Genomic DNA, 17646 nt, shown 5'->3' on the forward strand with positions numbered 1-17646 from the left:
GCCCTGCGCACGGCGACCCGCGACGGGGCGCGGGCGATCCGTGAACGCCGCGTCCCGCGCTGGACCGCGGCGCGCGAGGCGCTCGACGCGTGGGACGGCGAGGGCGTCCCCGACCGGGTGGTGCGCCGGGGCGCGGGCCTCCTCCTGGACACCCTCGGCGAACTGTCCGAGGCGCTGGACACCGAGGTCCCGCCGATGACGGTGAAGGAGCGCCGCGAGCGCGACGACGAGGACCCCGACGAGGACCCCGCGGCCCGGACCGGGGACTGAGACGTCCCCGCGCGGATCAGTTGGAGGGCAGACCGCTGGGGAGACCGTCCGGCAGCTTGCCGTCCTTGGACTTGGTGAAGGCGTCGTTGGTCCCGCCGTCCCAGGAGACCTTCATCGTCGAGCCGTCGTTGGACTCGATCGCCCCGGTGGTGCGGTCGGTGCTGCCGTCCGCGCACTTGAGGAGCAGCGTCGGCTTGCCGCCGTCGGCGACGGTGCCGGTGCACAGGTGGCCGTCGCCCGTGCTGAGCGAGGCCTGCTTGGCGCCGATCACGAGGACCACGGGCTGGCCGCCGGTGGTGGCGCTCCAGATGCCTTCGGCGTCCTTCGTGGACCCGGACGAGCCGGACGAGCCGGACGAGCCGTCGGACGAGCCGCCGTCGTCGGGTGCGGAGGAGGCGGTGGAGCCGCCGCCCGCCCCGCTGTCCTTCTTGCCGCCGTCGTCGCTGTCGCTGCTGCAGCCCGTCACGGCCAGCGCCGCCACCAGGGCCGCGGCACCCGCGGCGATCCGAACGTTCCTCATGCGCACAACTTCCCCCTGCTTCACGGCTGTCACTGCGGGTCGCTCCCGTAGGCCGGGACCGCGCTGCAACGTACCAGGGGTCATCGGCAGGACTTGCGGACCTCGCGGAGGAATTCTGCGTGCGCTTGCTCACGCGGGGGTGCGGGCGCAGGGAGAGGTGCAGGGAGAGGCGCAGGGAAAAGGTGCAGGTGAGCGGCTATTGAAAATGGGAGTCGTTTTCGTTAACATGCCCGCATGGCACGCAACGAACTCCGCCCAGTGATCAAGCTCAGGTCCACCGCGGGGACCGGCTACACGTACGTGACGCGCAAGAACAGGCGCAGCGACCCCGACCGCCTGACCCTGCGCAAGTACGACCCCGTCGCGGGCCGCCACGTCGACTTCCGAGAGGAGCGCTGACCTTCATGAAGCACGCCATCCACCCCGAGTACGCCCCGGTGGTCTTCCGCGACCGTGCGGCCGGGCACGCCTTCCTCACCCGCTCGACGATCACCGCGTCCGACAAGATCGGCGACGCGACGGTCGAGTGGTCGGACGGCAACACCTACCCCGTGTTCGACGTCGAGATCTCCGACGCGAGCCACCCCTTCTACACGGGGCAGCAGCGCGTCCTGGACACCGAGGGCCGCGTCGAGGCCTTCCGGCGCCGCTACGGCGGCTGAGGCCGGACAGCGGAAGAGGGCCCGATCTCCGGGAGATCGGGCCCTCTTCGTGCGAGGTGCGAGGTGCGAGGTGCGAGGTGCGGGGTGCGCCGGGCGCGGGGACTCAGAAGGGGAACTGCGAGCGTCCGTGCTGGACCGAGATCCACTTCTGGGTGGTGAACGCCTCCACCGTCGACTCGCCGTTCAGCCGGCCGATGCCCGAGCGCTTCTCGCCGCCGAAGGCCACGAGCGGCTCGTCGTGCACGGTGCCGTCGTTGACGTGGATCATGCCCGTGTCGATCTGCTGGGCGAAGGCCACGCCGCGCTCGACGTCGCCGGTGTGCACGGCGCCGCTCAGCCCGTACGGGGTGTCGTTCGCGATCCGGACCGCCTCGTCGTCGCCGTCGAACGGGATGAGCAGGGCGACCGGGCCGAAGATCTCCTGCCGCAGGACGGGGGAGTCGGCGGGCAGCCCGGTCAGGACGACCGGCTCGACGAGATTGCCGTCCACCTCGCCGCGCACCAGCGCCGTCGCGCCCTCCGCGAGGGCCTGCTCGACGACGCCGGTCAGGGCGTCCGCCTGCGCGGAGTTGATGACCGGGCCGATCACGGTCGCCGGGTCGCGCGGGTCGCCGGCCTTCAGGGTGCGCACCTTGGCGACGAACTTCTCGGTGAACTCCTTCTCGACCTTGCGGTCGACCAGGATGCGGTTCGCGGCCATGCAGACCTGGCCCTGGTGGACGTAGCGGCTGAAGACCGCGGCGTCGACCGCGTAGTCGACGTCGGCGTCGTCGAGGACGGTCAGGGCGCTGTTGCCGCCGAGTTCGAGGACCGCCTGCTTGAACTGCGTCGCGCAGACCGTCGCCACGTGCTGGCCGACCTTGTCGGAGCCGGTGAAGGAGATGACCTTCGGCACGGGGTGGGTGAGCAGGGCGTCGCCGATCTCCGCGATGTCGGTGATCACGACGTTCAGCAGACCGGCCGGCAGGCCCGCGTCCTCGAAGATCTTCGCGACGAGCGAGCCGCCGACCACCGGGGTGTTCTGGTGCGGCTTGAGCACCACGGCGTTGCCCAGGGCGAGCGCGGGGGCCACGGACTTGAGGGAGAGCAGGAACGGGAAGTTGAACGGCGAGATGACGCCGACGACGCCGACCGGCACCCGGTAGACCCGGTTCTCCTTGCCGTCCACCGGTGAGGGGATGATCCGGCCCTGCGGGCGCAGCGCCAGCTGGATCGACTCGCGCAGGAACTCCTTGGCGAGGTGCAGCTCGAAGCCGGCCTTCACGCGGGTGCCGCCGAGCTCGTCGACGATCGCCTCGGCTATCGCGTCCTCGCGCTCCTCGACCAGGTGCAGGGCCCGCTCGAAGACGAGCCGGCGCGCGTAGGCGTTGGACTTCGCCCAGTCCTTCTGCGCCCGCTCGGCGGCCCGGTACGCCTCGTCGATCTCCTCCACGGAGGCCACGGTGATCGACGCGAGCTTGTCCCCGTTGTACGGGTTGAAGTCGATGATGTCCCACGACCCCCGCCCCTCGCGCCACGCGCCGTCGATGAACTGCCGGTCCAGTTCGGTGAAGTACGAGGGAGAGGACTGCGACGGCTGTGAGGTCATGGGAAATCCCTTGCTGAAGCGCCGGACACCTGATGGGACGTCATCGTACGTCCGGCACCTGTCAGTTATGCCACGGGATCGGCCAACTGCTGTGGAACTCAGGCGAATTCGGTCAGCATCGATCGCAGCAGCGCCGTGCTCTCCTCGGGCGTCGGGCACTGCCCGGCGAGCCGCGTCATGGCCTTCTCGTACTGGGCGACGTCCTCGCGCTTGTCCAGGTACAGGGCGCTGGTGAGCTGTTCGAGGAAGACGACGTCGGAGAGGTCCGACTCCGGGAACGTGAGCAGCGTGAAGCTGCCGGACTCGCCGGCGTGCCAGCCGCGGGTGAACGGCATGATCTGCAGCGTCACCTGGGGCCGCTCGGCCAGCTCGATCAGGTGCTCCAGCTGGCCGCGCATCACGTCCGGCCCGCCGTGCACCCGGCGCAGCGTGGACTCGTCGAGCACCACGTGCAGGTCGGGGGCCTGCTCGGCGACGAGCAGCTTCTGCCGCTCCAGGCGCAGGGCGACGCGCCGGTCGATGTCCTCGGGGGCGGCGCCGCGCATGCCCTGCTCGACCACCGCGTGCGCGTAGGCCTCGGTCTGGAGCAGGCCGTGCACGAACTGCGCCTCGTAGCCGCGGATCTGCGAGGCGGCCGCCTCCAGGCCCACGTAGGTCTGGAACCAGCCGGGCAGCACGTCGGAGTAACTGTGCCACCAGCCCGTCGAGTTGGCCTCCTTGACCAGGGAGAGCAGGGCCTCGCGCTCGGCTCCGTCGGTCACCCCGTAGAGCGTCAGCAGGTCCTCGACGTCGCGCGCCTTGAAGCTCACGCGGCCCAGCTCCAGGCGGCTGATCTTCGACTCGGAGGCGCGGATCGAGTACCCGGCCGCCTCCCTGGTGATGCCGTGCGACTCGCGCAGGCGCCGCAGTTGCGAGCCCAGCAGAATGCGCCGCACCACCGAGCCGCCGCCCGGCCCGAGCGTCGGGGGCGAGGCCCAGGAGTCCCCAGCGGTCACGTCGTCCACCCTCCCTGATCCATCAGGCCCGAAGTCTGCCACTAAAACGCTCCGGCCCGTACTCGCCCGGTTACGGAAAGGGAGAAGAGACGACAACGGCGGGAGCGTATCCGGAAGAAGAGCGGAAGAAGTCGGAGGAAGAAATGACCAAGAAGTGGTACGGGAGCGGACAGGTCCGGCGCGTGCACGTGCATCTGCCCTTGCATCCGTTCTGCGCATTCGGAACCATGGTCGCCACCACCGCTCGCTACGTACTGCGAAACTGGGGAGTGCCTCGCATGGGGACGAACGGATCGGCCGTGCTCGAGCCCTTCGACGCATTACGGCAGAGCCTGCCCCCGCTGGACCCCTCCGCCGTGTCGAGCGCCGCCTCCTGCGCCCTGCCCGCCCGCTACGAAGCGGTGCGCAGCGCCCGGGAGTTCAGCCGCAGAACGCTCGGCGACTGGGACGTGCCCGAGCGCTTCGACGACATCTGCCTGGTCGTCTCCGAACTCGTCACCAACGCGCTGCGGCACGCGCTGCCCGCCGACACCCCCTACGAGCAGGACCCGCCGGTGCGGCTGCACCTCATGCGCTGGGCCTCGCGCGTGGTGTGCGGGGTGCGCGACCCCAGCGACGACAGTCCGGTCGCCCGCGAGACGGACGTGGCGGACGACTTCGCCTCCGAGTCGGGGCGCGGCCTCTTCCTCGTCGACTCCTTCAGCGACGGCTGGGGCTGGCACCCGATGGCCGGCACGCTCAGGGGGAAGGTGGTCTGGGCCCTGTTCCGGGTGTGAGGGTCCGGGATGCGGGATGCGGGATGCGGGGTGGCGGAGCGGTCAGACGGACGTCAGGTGGTCGAACTCGCCGTCCTTCACGCCCAGCAGCATGGCCTCTATCTCGGCGGGGGTGTAGACGAGGGCGGGTCCGTCGGGGAAGTTGGAGTTGCGCACGGCGATCTTGCCGCCGGGCAGTTTCGCGAACTCCACGCAGGATCCCTGGGAGTTGCTGTGCCTGCTCTTCTGCCAGACCACTCCGTGCAGCTCCGTGGCCGCCATACCGTTGTACACGTGGTGCACGGTTCGCTCCCCAGGTGGTTCTCGTGGTGCATGGGTGCAGGGGGCAACTGCCCCGACTGATCAGGATCATAACCGTCGACACATGTGCTGATGCATGAGCAGATGCACGTGCACGCGCGGTGGTTCCCCGACTACAGAAAGATCTTCGCGCGGCGCCCCAAGAGGTCAGGAACTGACCTACATGCTCCGTAGTGTCCTTCTCAGCGAGTCCGAGAACGGCTACGAGAGGTGCTTTTCGATGGTCATGCACGTGAATCCCGAGGCCCGCGGCGACGAGCGCGGAGCGCTCCTCGCCTTCATCGCCGAGCAGCGCGGCGGGGTGCGCCGCACCCTGACCGGCCTCACCGACGCGCAGGCCGCCGCGACGCCCAGCGCGAGCGCGCTCTCGCTCGGCGGCATCGTCAAGCACCTGTCCCAGGTCGAGCAGGGCTGGATCGCCCTCGCGAGCCGCACCGCCCCCGACGCCACGCGCGACCCGGAGTCGTACGGCATCGGCTTCCGGATGGTGGAGGGCACCGACACGGTCGCGTCCCTGCTCGCGTACTACGAGGACGTGGCGCGGCGCACCGAGAAGTTCTTCCAGGAGGCGCCGAGCCTGGACGACACCTTCCCGCTGCCGGACGAGCCCTGGTTCCCGGACGACCAGGAGGTGTCGCTGCGCTGGCTCGCACTCCACCTGATCCGCGAGACGGCTCGGCACGCGGGCCACGCGGACATCGTCCGCGAGTCCCTGGACGGGAAGACGGCCTTCGAGCTCGTGGCGCTCGCGCAGCAGTGAGGGGTGCGGCCCCGGGGCCGTCGCCGGCGGGCGGCCGGTGGGCGAGGGGTGCCCGGGTTCTAGGCTGAGCGCATGTCAGCGATCCGTCTCCTGGTCCTCGGGGCTGTCCGTCAGCACGGCCGGGCCCACGGCTACCAGGTGCGCAGCGACCTGGAGTACTGGGGCGCCCACGAGTGGTCGAACGCGAAGCCGGGGTCGATCTACCACGCGCTCAAACAGCTGGCGAAGCAGGGACTGCTGCGGGCGCACGAGGTCGCCCCGTCGACGGCCGGCGGCCCGCCGCGCACCGAGTACGAGATCACCGAGGAGGGCACCTCCGCGTATCTGTCGCTGCTGCGCGAGTCCCTCACGGCGTACGACCAGCGGCCCGACATCCTCACGGCGGCACTCGGCTTCATGGTGGAGCTGCCGCGCGGCGAGGCGGTGGAGCTGCTCACCGAGCGGGTGCGCCGGATCGAGGAGTGGCGCACGTCGGTCACCGAGTACTACACGCCGGAGGGCGGCCCGGAGCAGCTCGGCCACATCGGCGAGATCATGAACTACTGGGTGTTCTCCGCCGACACGGGCGCCGAGTGGACGCGCTCCCTGATCGCCCGGATCGAGGGCGGCGCGTACACGTTCGCGGGGGAGGGCGAGCCGTTCGTGGGGGTCCTGGCTGACGGCCAGGAGAATCCGTTCGCCGGGTGACCCGGTGACCGGGTGACCGGGGCGGGCCGGGCGCGGTGCGCTCCCGGGGCCCCGCAGGTCAGTGGTGGAACGGCGTCGCCTCGTCCCGGTCGCGGATCTGGGGGTGCGCCTGGCCGCGCAGCTGCGGCAGGAGGCGCTCCAGGTCGTCCAGGAGGAGCTGGGCCAGGTCCGCCGAGAAGCCGTTGCGGCACACGACGCGGAGCACCGCGAGGTCCTGCCGGTGCGCCGGGAACGTGTAGGCGGGCACCAGCCAGCCGTGCTCCCGCAGCCGCCGCGACACGTCGAAGACGTCGTACGCCCGCACGTCCGGCGCCGTCGTCACGGCGAACACCGGGAGCTCGTCGCCGCGGGTCAGCAGCCGGAAGTCGCCGAGCGCCTCGATCCGCTCGGCGAGCCCGCGCGCCACGTCCCGGGACGCCTGCTGCACCGCCCGGTAGCCCTCCCGGCCGAGCCGCAGGAAGGAGTAGTACTGGGCGACGACCTGCGCGCCGGGCCGGGAGAAGTTCAGGGCGAAGGTCGGCATGTCGCCGCCCAGGTAGTTGACCCGGAAGACGAGGTCCTCGGGCAGCGCGTCCGCGTCCCGCCACAGCGCCCAGCCCACGCCCGGGTAGACCAGCCCGTACTTGTGGCCCGACGTGTTGATCGAGGCGACCCGCGGCAGCCGGAAGTCCCAGACCAGGTCCGGGTCGAGGAACGGCGCGACCATGCCGCCCGACGCCCCGTCCACGTGCACCGGGATGTCGAGCCCGGTCTTCTCCTGGAGGGCGTCGAGCGCCGCGCACAGGTCCGCGACCGGCTCGTAGGACCCGTCGAAGGTCGAGCCGAGGATGCCGACGACGCCGATCGTGTTCTCGTCGCACAGCTCGGCCGCGGCCGCCGGGTCGAGGTGGAAGCGGTCGCCCTCCATGGGCACCTGGCGCGCCTCGACCTCCCAGTAGTCGCAGAACTTCTCCCAGCAGACCTGCACGTTGATGCCCATGACCAGGTTCGGGCGGGCGTCGCGCGCGGGGTAGCGGTCCGCGTTGCGCTTCGCCCAGCGGCGCTTGAGGGCCATCCCGGCGAGCATGCAGGCCTCGCTGGAGCCGGTCGTCGAGCAGCCCACGGCGGACCGCGGGTCCGGGGCGTGCCAGAGGTCGGCGAGCATCGCGACGCAGCGGCGCTCCAGCTCGGCGGTGCGCGGGTACTCGTCCTTGTCGATCATGTTCTTGTCCCGGCACTCGGCCAGGAGGACGTCCGCCTGCGGCTCCATCCACGTCGTCACGAACGTGGCGAGGTTGAGCCGCGCGTTCCCGTCGAGCATCAGCTCGTCGTGCACCAGCTGGTACGCGGTCATGGGCGCGAGCGGGCCGTCCGGCAGCCGGTGCCGGGGCGGCGCGTCGGTCATGCCGGCGGTCGGGTCGGCCTCCCCGTAGAACGGGTTGACGGCGACCGGGCGCTCGGCGCGGCCCTCGGAACGGCCCGCGGGACCGTGGGACAGCGGAGGCATCGGCGACTCCTTCTCGGCCCCCCGGGCGGCGGTACGCGCCTACAGGCCGACAGCCTAGGCAGACATCCCGGACCGGGCATATCGGACGGACTCCCGGACGGATTCCCGGACGGATTCCCGGCGGATTCTCGGGCGGCACGGTGCTCGCGCTTGCACCTCACGTGACGTGAGGACCCAAGCTGGACCCCGGACGCGCAACAGGGAAGGAGCGGCTCGTGACGGCATCGCGAACGACCACGTACTCCGTCGGCCAGGTGGCCGGCTTCGCCGGGGTCACGGTGCGCACCCTGCACCACTACGACGAGATCGGGCTGCTCGTCCCCAGCGAGCGCAACCACGCGGGACACCGCCGCTACGGCACCGCCGACCTCGACCGGCTCCAGCAGATCCTCTTCTACCGGGAGCTCGGCTTCCCGCTGGACGAGGTCCAGACGCTGCTCGACGACCCGGCGACGGACCCGCACGCCCACCTGCGGCGCCAGCACGAGGTGCTGACCGCCCGCATCGAGAAGCTGACCAAGATGGCCGCGGCCGTCGAGCACGCCATGGAGGCGAAGAAGATGGGAATCCAGCTCACCCCCGAGGAGCGCTTCGAGGTCTTCGGGGACAAGGACCCCGAGCAGTACCAGGACGAGGCCGAGCAGCGCTGGGGCGGCACCGACGCCTGGGCCGAGTCCCAGCGCCGCGCCGCCACCTACACCAAGGAGGACTGGAAGCGGATCCAGGCCGAGGTCGACGACTGGGGCCGGCGCTACGCCGCCCTCGTGGCGTCCGGCGAACAGCCCTCCGGCGCGGCCGCCATGGAGCTCGCCGAGGAACACCGGCAGCACATCAGCCAGACCTATTTCGAGGTCTCCTACGAGATGCACGTGTGCTTCGGCGACATGTACGTGGCCGACGAGCGCTTCAAGGCGTTCTACGACGCCATGGGCGAGGGCGTCGCCGAGCACCTGCGCGACGCCATCCACGCGAACGCGGCGCGGCACGCGCAGTGACACCCGGTCCGGGGCGCGGGCCGCTCGGGCCGATGGGGCCGCTCGGGCCGCTCAGACGGTCGGCTCCGGGGCGATGACGGCGGCGGTCCCGTAGGCACACACCTCGGCCGCCCCGTCCATCGCCTCCGTCACGTCGAAGCGGAACATCAGGACCGCGTTGGCGCCCCGCGCGCGTGCTTGCTCCACGAGCCGCTGCATGGCCTGGTTGCGCGTCTCGACCAGGGTCTTGGTGAGCCCCTTGAGCTCGCCGCCGATCATGGACTTGAGGCCGGCGCCGATCTGGCTGCCCAGGTGCCGCGAGCGCACCGTCAGGCCGAACACCTCACCGATCACCTGCTGCACCCGGTGCCCCGGGACGTCGTTCGTCGTGACGACGAGCACATCTGCCTGCGGATCCTGGCCGCCGCCGAAGTCTTCGATACCCATACCGACAGGTTTGCCACAGTTGACGCACCGTGCATCCTGAGAGGGCCACTGGAACCTGGCACGGCCCCCTGGCGTTGATAACTTTGCACCGCCATTACGCGCTGCGTCGCAGCGCCTCTGCCCTCACCCCTTCAGGAGCCCGGACCCGTGACGACGCTTGCTCTCGGACCCAGCTGGCTGGACCCGGACCACCTGCTGAACACGTTCGGCATCTGGGGCCTCCTCCTGATCGTGTTCGCGGAGTCCGGTCTGCTGATCGGCTTCTTCCTGCCCGGTGACTCGCTGCTGTTCACCTGCGGCCTGCTCATCACCGCCGGCACGCTCGACTTCCCGCTGTGGGCGGCGATCGCGCTGATCTGCCTCGCCGCGATCCTCGGCGACCAGGCGGGCTACGTCTTCGGCAAGAAGGTCGGCCCGTCGCTGTTCCGGCGCCCGGACTCCCGGCTCTTCAAGCAGGAGAACGTGCAGAAGGCGCACGAGTTCTTCGAGAAGCACGGCCCGAAGTCGCTGGTCCTGGCCCGTTTCGTGCCCATCGTGCGCACGTTCACGCCGATCATCGCGGGCGTCTCCGGGATGAAGTACCGCTCGTTCATCACGTTCAACGTGATCGGCGGCGTCCTGTGGGGCGCCGGAGTGACCCTGCTCGGCTCCTGGCTGGGGAACATCGAGTTCGTCCACAAGAACATCGAGGCGATCCTGATCCTGATCGTCCTGATCTCGGTGGTGCCGATCGCGATCGAGTTCCTGCGCGCGCGCAGCAAGGCGAAGAAGGAGGCGGCCACCGCCTCCTCCGAGGCGCCCGCCGAGGGCGGCCCGGCCACGCCGTCCCAGCGGGGCCGCCACGCCCGTCGCTAGGGCCTGTCCGGCGGATCATGTCGCGGGCGCGGGGTCTGGCACGCCGACCTGCGGCGTTGTCGTCAGTTGTCAACTCCCCCAAGCTCTCGGCTTCGCTCGAGCAGGGGGGACCCCCATCGCGTTGCCGCCCTCCTCCGCCTTGCATCTCGACGCACCAGACCCCGCTCACCAGCACAGAACAGCCCGGGCCACCTGGACGCGACCTGATCCGCCGGACAGGCCCCAGCCGCTCGTCGCCAGGTGCCCGCGCCCCTTCAGGGGCGCGGGCACCTGCGCGACCAGCCACGACGAGACCCGCACCCCCGGCGGGGCCGCGCTAGAACCCCCTGGTCCGCTTCGCGGCACGGCGGCCCTCCGCCCCGGGCGAGCGGATGAACAGCCGGGAGATCTCCCCACCGAGGTTCACCCCGATCGCGATGGCCATCGCCAGCGCCGCCGCCTTGGACAGCGACACCAGCCCGGCGTTCACATCGTTCTGCGCGATCGACAGCAGCCCGAAGTACGTCGCCGAACCGGGCAGCAGCGGCCCGATCGCCGCCGTCACGTACGGCAGCGCCGAGGCGAACCGGTAGCGCGAGAACAGCTGCCCGAACAGGCCGACGAGCCCGGCCGCCGCCGCGGTCGACGCGACCGGCGAGATGTCACCGGCCACGTGCATCGCCCCGTAGACGACCCACGCCACCCCGCCGTTCAGCGTCACCGCGAGCACCGTCGACCGCTCCTGCTGGAGCAGCACCGCGAACGCGAGCGACAGCGACATCGACGCGGCGATCTGCCAGTACGCGCGCGGGTCCGTGACGTTCAGCGCGGCGTCCGGATTGAGCTCGGCGTGCAGCTGCACACCCACATAGAGCATGATCAGCACGCCGATCACGATGCCCACGAAGAAGTACATGACCTCCAGGAGCCGGGCCGCCGCCGTGATGTAGAAGCCGGTCAGCCCGTCCTGCACACCGGCCACCAGCGCCCGCCCGGGCAGCAGCGCGAACAGTCCACCGGTGATCACCGCGGAGGCCCGCACGTCCACGTCCGCGAGCGTGAGCAGCACCCCGATCAGCGCCGGGGGCATCGCCGCCGCCATGAACTGGTAGAACTCCGGGAACCCGCGGCCCGCACACAGCCACGCCAGCCGGTCGCCCAGCATCGCGCCGACCGCGGCCGCGACGAACACGAACAGGTCACCGCCGACCAGGATCGACGCGGACCCGGCGAGCAGCCCGCTCGCGCCGGTGAGCGCCCATCCGGGGTACGGGTGCCGGTTGCGGCGGATCTCCGCGAGGCGCCGGTAGGCCTCCTCCAGCGAGACGCCGGCGGTCTCGTGCTCCTCGTCGCTGATGTCGTCCACCAGGCGGAACACGGCCGAGAGACGGTTGTAGTCGGTGCCGCGCCGGCGCACCGTCCGCGACGCCGTCACCGGATCGTCGACCAGAGACGGCTGGAACGTGATCGACAGCAGCGTGAACGTCACCGTCGGCTCGCACCGGTCGAGCCCGTAGGACCGGCACACGGCGAACATCGCCGCCTCCACGTCCTCGGCGCCCTCGCCACCGGCCAGCAGCAGCTCACCGATACGCAGCGTCAGGTCGAGCACGCGCGGCACGGCGGGCCCGGTCTCGTCCTCCTTGTGCACCTTCTCCGGAGCGGGCCGCTCGGCCACCGGAAGCCGCAGCATCGTGCGCATCCGGTCCTGCCAGGGCGCTTCCTTCGTGAGCCGCACCATGGGAATGCCGTGCGCCGGGGTGAACGCGGGCGGCGACTGCCGCGAGCTGTACGTCCGCGGCGGGGTGAAGGCCGAACCCTCCACCTCGACGACCTCGGCCGCCTGCACGCTCAGCCCCTCGGGGACCGAGAACTCCGAGGTGGTCGACGACTCCTCCTCGACCGGCTGCGCGGCCGCCGGCGCCACCCCGCTCGGCTGACTGAAGGCGCTGCGCGCCTCGTCCGACACCGGCTTGCGGTCCTCCGGTGACTCCGTCTCCCGCTCCGACACCTCTCGCCCTTCGCACGACTACGTACGCGTCTGCCTCCCGTACGCCTCAGTATGCGCACGGATACGCGAACGGGCCGCACGACCCCGGTCGGGGAGGTGCGGCCCGTACGGTGCGCCGGGGGCGGGGTCAGTGACCGCCGTTGTCCTGGAAGCGCTTGTAGGAACGCTCGATCTCGGCCTCGGCCTCGGTGCGGCCCACCCAGTCGGCGCCCTCGACGGACTTGCCGGGCTCCAGGTCCTTGTAGACCTCGAAGAAGTGCTGGATCTCCAGGCGGTCGAACTCGGAGACGTGGTGGATGTCGCGCAGGTGCTCCATCCGCGGGTCCGTCGACGGGACGCACAGCAGCTTGTCGTCGCCGCCGGCCTCGTCCGTCATGCGGAACATGCCGATCGCGCGGCACTTGATGAGACAGCCGGGGAACGTCGGCTCGTCCAGGATGACCAGGGCGTCCAGCGGGTCGCCGTCCTCGCCCAGCGTGTTCTCGACGAAACCGTAGTCCGTCGGGTAGGCGGTCGAGGTGAACAGACGGCGGTCCAGGCGGATGCGACCGGACTCGTGGTCGACCTCGTACTTGTTCCGCGATCCCTTCGGAATCTCGATCGTGACGTCGAACTCCACCGGTGGCTCCTCCATGATCAACACAAACGTCTCGTGATGCAGTGATTAAGTGTCCCTCACGCAGGTGTGTGATCGCGAAAGGGGCTGGTCCGCGGTGCCGGAACTGAAGGCTTCGCAGCTCTTGACGAACGTGGCGAAGACCGCTGCGCTGACCAAGACCAAGCACGTCACGGTGGCCGCGACGGCGGTGGGACTGGTCCTCGCGGCCGTCGTGGCCGCCTCGGCCGGCCCCTGGGACGCTTCGGGTCAGCGTAAGGCCGAGGCGATCCGGGCCGCCTCCCCGGAGCCCCGGGGTGGCGCACATCACGGTCGCAGGGGCCCGAGCGCCCCCGAGGCCGCCCCCAGCGCCCCCGCCGTCCTCGCCGCCCCCGGAGCCTCCGTGCCCGGACCCACCAAGAGCGCCCTGGCCGACGTCCTCGATCCGCTCCTGAAGGACGCGGCCCTCGGCAAGGACCGCTCCGCCGCGGTCGTCGACGCCGTCACCGGCAAGCGCCTCTACGGCCGCTCCGCGGGCGACCCGCACACGCCCGCGTCGACCATCAAGCTCGCCACGGCCGTCGCCGCGCTCACCGCCGCGGGCCCCGACCACCGCATCGCCACCCGCACGGCCCTCGAGAAGGACAGCAGGGAACTCCTCCTCGTCGGCGGCGGCGACCCCACCCTGACGGCCCGCACGAAGAACCCGTACGGCGCCGCCGACCTGCGCGACCTCGCCGACGACACCGCCGCGGCCCTCAAGAAGGACCACCTCACCGAGGTCACCCTCACCTACGACACCTCGCTCTACGCCGGACCCGCCCTCCACCCGATCGGTCCCAACGAGAACCTCGCCCAGGTCAGCGCCCTCATGACCGACGAGGCCCGGCTCGACGACTCCGCGAGCGGGCCCGCCGCGCGCGCCGCCGACCCCGCGGCCGCCGCCGCCCACACCTTCGCGGAGCTCCTCCACGAGCGCGGCATCCGCACCAAGGGCGACCCCGGCCCCAGCAAGGCCTCCGGGCAGGCCGAGGACCTCGCGAAGGTCGAGTCCCCGCCCCTGTCCGACCTCGTCGAGCGCATGCTGACCCACAGCGACAACGACATCGCCGAGGCCCTCGCCCGGCAGACCGCGATCGCCGCGCACACCCGGGCCGACTTCGACGGGGCGGGCGCCGCCGTCAAGAAGCAGCTGAAGAAGCTCGGACTGCCGCTCACCGGGACCCGCTTCGCCGACGGCAGCGGCCTCGACCGCACCGACAAGGTCTCCGCCGACCTGCTCACCGGGCTGCTCGCGAAGGCCGCCGACCCCGACCGGCCCCAGCTGCGCCCCGTCCTCACCGGCCTGCCCGTCGCCGGCTTCACCGGCACCCTCAGCAGCCGTTACGCGGACCCCGCCGACGCCTCGGGAACCGGCCTGGTCCGCGCCAAGACCGGCACCCTGACCGGTGTCAACACGCTCGCCGGGACGGTCGTCGACGCCGACGGACGGCTCCTCGTCTTCGCCTTCATGACCGACGGCGCCCCCGCACCCCAGGCCGCCCAGGCGGGCCTGGACCGCCTCGCCTCCTCGGTCGCGAACTGCGGCTGCCGCTGAGCGGGCCCGGCGCTCGCGGCTCAGGGTTCAGTCAGGGTTCAACCCCCTCCACGTACGCGAGGGGTCACGTACCGTTGACGCATGACGAGCATCGGCGGCGCCGCCTCATCAGGGATGGTCGACTGGAACCTCGCGGTCGCGACCGCGACCCGACTCGTGCGCCCGGGGCCGGAGGTGAGCCGGGACGAGGCGCGCGCCATCGTCGCGGAGCTGCGCCGGCACGCGAAGGCCTCCGAGGAGCACGTCCGCGCGTACACCCGCATGGCCACCGACCAGGTGCACGACACCCCGGTCCTGGTCGTCGACCGCCCCGGCTGGGTGCGGGCCAACGTGGCGGGCTTCCGCGAGATCCTCAAACCGCTGCTCGGCAAGATGGAGGAGCGCCGCGGCTCGGGCCCCGGCCCCGCCGTGCTCGGCGCCGTCGGCGGCAAGGTCACCGGCGTCGAGCTCGGCATGCTGCTCTCCTTCCTGTCCTCCCGCGTCCTCGGCCAGTACGAGACCTTCGCGCCCGCCACCCGTGACCTGCCGGCCGCTCCCGACGGCGGTGGCCGGCTCCTGCTCGTCGCGCCGAACATCGTGCACGTCGAGCGTGAACTCGACGTGGACCCGCACGACTTCAGGCTCTGGGTCTGCCTGCACGAGGAGACGCACCGCACCCAGTTCACCGCCGTGCCCTGGCTGCGCGACCACCTCGAGGGCGAGATCCAGTCGTTCCTCGCCGAGACCGACGTCGACCCCTCCACGTTCCTCGAGCGGATCAGGGAGGCCGCCCAGTCGCTCGCCGGCGGGCGCCCCGACACGGAGGAGGACGACGGCGGACGCTCGCTCGTCGAGCTGGTCCAGTCGCCCGCGCAGCGCGAGATCCTCGCCCGCCTCACCGCCGTCATGTCCCTCCTGGAGGGCCACGCGGACTACGTGATGGACGGCGTCGGACCGGGCGTCGTGCCGAGCGTCGGCGAGATCCGCGAGAAGTTCAAGGAGCGGCGTCAGAAGGGCGCCTCGCGCCTCGACATGGCGCTGCGCAAGCTCCTCGGCCTCGACGCGAAGCTGCGCCAGTACCGCGACGGCGAGCGCTTCGTGCGCGCCGTCGTCGACGAGGTCGGCATGGACGGCTTCAACCGCGTCTGGACCTCGCCGAACACGCTCCCCACCAAGGCGGAGATCGCCAAACCGGCGGACTGGGTCGCGCGGGTGCACAGCAAGACGGACGGCGCGCAGGACGCCGACTGAGCACACTCCGCACACGGAGCGGGCGCTGTCACGCCCGGAATGGCGAAGGATCACCCATCCGAGGGACCGTAGGCCGTGGGCAGGCGTGCAATGCTCGGTGAATGGCTCGCTTCTGTCACCATCGACACACTCTGCGTGACCGAAATCACCGAGTCACCGTTGAGCGACTGAGCCGTGTCACACGACTCATAGTTGGCGCCCCACCCCCCCAGACAACGGAATGAAGGGAACCGGACATGGGTCCCCATCCTGCGGTCGCGGCGATACGCCTGGCGGTCCGCCGCGTCCTCCACGACATCCTCGACGCACATCCCCAACCACCCGCGGGTGACCGGCCGTTGGTCCTGGTCGCCTGCTCCGGCGGCGCCGACTCCATGGCGCTCGCCTCGGCCCTCGCCTTCGAGGCGCCCAAACTCGGCGTCCGCGCCGGCGGCATCACCGTCGACCACCGCCTCCAGCCCGGCTCCGACGTCCGCGCCGAGGACGTCGTCCTGCGCCTGACCTCCCTCGGCCTCACCCCCGCCGAGTCCGTCGCCGTCGACGTGGGCCGCACCGGCGGACCCGAAGCGGCCGCCCGCGACGCGCGCTACGCGGCCCTCGACGCAGCGGCCGAGCGTCACGGCGCCGCCGCCGTCCTGCTCGGCCACACCCGCGACGACCAGGCCGAGACCGTCCTGCTCGGCCTCGCCCGCGGCTCCGGCATCCGCTCCCTGTCCGGCATGGCCGCCGTCTCCGGAGGACCCGGGGCCCCCGGCCGCTACCGCCGCCCCTTCCTCCAGGTCGACCGGCAGACCGCCCGCAAGGCCTGCCTGGTCCAGCACCTGCCCGTGTGGGACGACCCGCACAACACCGACCCGGCCTACACGCGCTCCCGGCTGCGGCACGAAGGACTGCCCGCCCTCGAGAAGGCGCTCGGCAAGGGTGTCGTCGAGGCACTCGCCCGGACGGCCCAGCTCTCCCGCGACGATGCGGACGCCCTCGACACCTGGGCCAGGGACGCCGCCGAGTCCGTCCGCGACGCCGCCGGGCTCCTCGAGTGCGCCAAGCTCTACGCCCTGCCGCCCGCCGTGCGCCGCCGCATCCTGCGCAAGGCCGCCATCGAGGCCGGCGCTCCCGCGGGTGCCCTCTTCGCCCGTCACATCGAAGAGGTCGACCGCCTGATCACCGGCTGGCGCGGCCAGGGCGAGATCAATCTCCCGGGCCGGGTCGTCGCCCAGCGGCAGGGTGGCAGACTGGTCATCCGGCAAGGCTGACTCGACGGCTCACGTCGCGGCGGCCGGTGGGACGACCGAAAGTGATGCGGGTGGACGCGAAAGACATGGGCACCGACCTCTCGTCGGTGCTCATCACCAAGGAAGAGATCGACGCGAAGCTGGCCGAGCTGGCCGCGAAGATCGACGCGGAGTACGCGGGCAAGGACCTGCTCATCGTCGGAGTCCTCAAGGGCGCCGTCATGGTCATGGCGGACCTGGCTCGCGCCCTGTCCACCCCGGTCACGATGGACTGGATGGCGGTGTCCTCGTACGGCGCCGGAACGCAGTCCTCCGGAGTCGTGCGGATCCTCAAGGACCTCGACACCGACATCAAGGGCCGGCACGTCCTGATCGTCGAGGACATCATCGACTCGGGGCTGACCCTGTCGTGGCTGCTCACCAACCTCGGCTCGCGCGAGCCCGCGTCGCTCGACGTGTGCACGCTGCTGCGCAAGCCCGACGCGGCCAAGGTCGACATCGACGTGAAGTGGGTCGGCTTCGACATCCCCAACGAGTTCGTCGTCGGCTACGGCCTCGACTACGCGGAGAAGTACCGCAACCTGCCGTTCGTCGGCACACTGGCACCGCACGTGTACGGCGGCTGAGGACGCGTCAGCGCTCCGCGATGCTTGTCGGAGCGGCGGGAACCCTCACGGGATTC

Annotated in this window: 18 protein-coding genes and 2 pseudogenes; 12 read left to right on the plus strand and 8 right to left on the minus strand. The window is 71.2% G+C overall.

All coding sequences use genetic code 11. From position 1 onward, the window contains the following. A pseudogene (locus GTW43_RS28705) lies at positions 1-270 on the plus strand (FUSC family protein); the annotation flags it as partial. A 16-nt stretch (positions 271-286) separates the two neighbouring features. Here GTW43_RS28705 and GTW43_RS28710 read toward each other — a convergent pair. Next, a complete protein-coding gene (locus GTW43_RS28710; RefSeq protein WP_161304882.1) occupies positions 287-790 on the minus strand; it encodes a hypothetical protein in 504 nt (167 codons plus the stop codon). 234 nt (positions 791-1024) lie between these two features. On the opposite strand from GTW43_RS28710, the gene rpmG reads away from it, so the two are divergent. Beyond that, positions 1025-1189 (plus strand): 50S ribosomal protein L33, encoded by a 165-nt coding sequence (gene rpmG / locus GTW43_RS28715; RefSeq protein ID WP_161304884.1) that lies wholly within the window; start codon positions 1025-1027, stop codon positions 1187-1189. Between the two features lie 5 nt (positions 1190-1194). Then, positions 1195-1452: a type B 50S ribosomal protein L31 gene (locus tag GTW43_RS28720; protein WP_161304886.1), complete on the plus strand. Its 258-nt coding sequence runs from the start codon at positions 1195-1197 to the stop codon at positions 1450-1452. Between the two features lie 103 nt (positions 1453-1555). Here GTW43_RS28720 and GTW43_RS28725 read toward each other — a convergent pair whose 3' ends face one another. Continuing rightward, positions 1556-3040: an aldehyde dehydrogenase family protein gene (locus GTW43_RS28725; RefSeq protein ID WP_161304887.1), complete on the minus strand. Its 1485-nt coding sequence runs from the start codon at positions 3038-3040 to the stop codon at positions 1556-1558. Positions 3041-3138: 98 nt separating this feature from the next. Next, on the minus strand, positions 3139-4035 hold the full coding sequence (locus tag GTW43_RS28730) for a helix-turn-helix transcriptional regulator (RefSeq protein WP_161304889.1): 897 nt from the start codon (positions 4033-4035) through the stop codon (positions 3139-3141). Positions 4036-4313: 278 nt separating this feature from the next. On the opposite strand from GTW43_RS28730, the gene GTW43_RS28735 reads away from it, so the two are divergent. After that, positions 4314-4811, plus strand: coding sequence for an ATP-binding protein (locus GTW43_RS28735; protein WP_161304890.1), 498 nt, complete (start codon positions 4314-4316; stop codon positions 4809-4811). Positions 4812-4853: 42 nt separating this feature from the next. Here GTW43_RS28735 and GTW43_RS28740 read toward each other — a convergent pair whose 3' ends face one another. Continuing rightward, positions 4854-5093: a DUF397 domain-containing protein gene (locus GTW43_RS28740; protein WP_161304892.1), complete on the minus strand. Its 240-nt coding sequence runs from the start codon at positions 5091-5093 to the stop codon at positions 4854-4856. A gap of 238 nt (positions 5094-5331) precedes the next feature. Here GTW43_RS28740 and GTW43_RS28745 point away from each other — a divergent pair, with 238 nt between their 5' ends. Then, a complete protein-coding gene (locus GTW43_RS28745) occupies positions 5332-5871 on the plus strand; it encodes a DinB family protein (protein WP_161304893.1) in 540 nt (179 codons plus the stop codon). A 72-nt stretch (positions 5872-5943) separates the two neighbouring features. Next, on the plus strand, positions 5944-6558 hold the full coding sequence (locus GTW43_RS28750) for a PadR family transcriptional regulator (RefSeq protein ID WP_161304895.1): 615 nt from the start codon (positions 5944-5946) through the stop codon (positions 6556-6558). Between the two features lie 58 nt (positions 6559-6616). On the opposite strand, the gene GTW43_RS28755 is transcribed toward GTW43_RS28750, so the two are convergent. After that, positions 6617-8044 carry a glutamate decarboxylase gene (locus GTW43_RS28755; RefSeq protein ID WP_161304897.1) on the minus strand — a complete coding sequence of 476 codons (1428 nt, stop codon included), beginning with the start codon at positions 8042-8044 and terminating at the stop codon, positions 6617-6619. A gap of 215 nt (positions 8045-8259) precedes the next feature. Here GTW43_RS28755 and GTW43_RS28760 point away from each other — a divergent pair, with 215 nt between their 5' ends. Next, the gene (locus GTW43_RS28760; RefSeq protein ID WP_161304898.1) at positions 8260-9039 is read left to right on the plus strand and encodes a MerR family transcriptional regulator; all 780 of its coding nucleotides are present in this window, start codon (positions 8260-8262) and stop codon (positions 9037-9039) included. A 51-nt stretch (positions 9040-9090) separates the two neighbouring features. Here GTW43_RS28760 and GTW43_RS28765 read toward each other — a convergent pair whose 3' ends face one another. Beyond that, complete coding sequence (locus GTW43_RS28765; protein WP_161304900.1) at positions 9091-9465, minus strand: YbjQ family protein; 375 nt, start codon at positions 9463-9465, stop codon at positions 9091-9093. 147 nt (positions 9466-9612) lie between these two features. Here GTW43_RS28765 and GTW43_RS28770 point away from each other — a divergent pair. Continuing rightward, positions 9613-10236, plus strand: a pseudogene (locus GTW43_RS28770) (VTT domain-containing protein); the annotation flags it as partial. Between the two features lie 400 nt (positions 10237-10636). Here GTW43_RS28770 and GTW43_RS28775 read toward each other — a convergent pair. Then, positions 10637-12310: a threonine/serine exporter family protein gene (locus GTW43_RS28775; RefSeq protein ID WP_161304903.1), complete on the minus strand. Its 1674-nt coding sequence runs from the start codon at positions 12308-12310 to the stop codon at positions 10637-10639. A 127-nt stretch (positions 12311-12437) separates the two neighbouring features. After that, on the minus strand, positions 12438-12929 hold the full coding sequence (locus GTW43_RS28780; RefSeq protein ID WP_161304904.1) for an inorganic diphosphatase: 492 nt from the start codon (positions 12927-12929) through the stop codon (positions 12438-12440). A 130-nt stretch (positions 12930-13059) separates the two neighbouring features. On the opposite strand from GTW43_RS28780, the gene dacB reads away from it, so the two are divergent. The 4 genes from dacB (at position 13060) to hpt (ending at position 17590) form a co-directional block, all read left to right on the plus strand. Then, positions 13060-14502 carry a D-alanyl-D-alanine carboxypeptidase/D-alanyl-D-alanine-endopeptidase gene (gene dacB, locus GTW43_RS28785; RefSeq protein ID WP_343246142.1) on the plus strand — a complete coding sequence of 481 codons (1443 nt, stop codon included), beginning with the start codon at positions 13060-13062 and terminating at the stop codon, positions 14500-14502. Positions 14503-14583: 81 nt separating this feature from the next. After that, positions 14584-15732, plus strand: coding sequence for a zinc-dependent metalloprotease (locus GTW43_RS28790; RefSeq protein ID WP_161304908.1), 1149 nt, complete (start codon positions 14584-14586; stop codon positions 15730-15732). 236 nt (positions 15733-15968) lie between these two features. After that, the gene (tilS, locus tag GTW43_RS28795) at positions 15969-16985 is read left to right on the plus strand and encodes a tRNA lysidine(34) synthetase TilS (protein WP_161304910.1); all 1017 of its coding nucleotides are present in this window, start codon (positions 15969-15971) and stop codon (positions 16983-16985) included. A 44-nt stretch (positions 16986-17029) separates the two neighbouring features. After that, positions 17030-17590 carry a hypoxanthine phosphoribosyltransferase gene (gene hpt / locus GTW43_RS28800; protein ID WP_161304927.1) on the plus strand — a complete coding sequence of 187 codons (561 nt, stop codon included), beginning with the start codon at positions 17030-17032 and terminating at the stop codon, positions 17588-17590. Positions 17591-17646 lie beyond the last annotated feature (56 nt).

This window comes from Streptomyces sp. SID5785 (assembly GCF_009870065.1).
Taxonomy (GTDB): domain Bacteria; phylum Actinomycetota; class Actinomycetes; order Streptomycetales; family Streptomycetaceae; genus Streptomyces.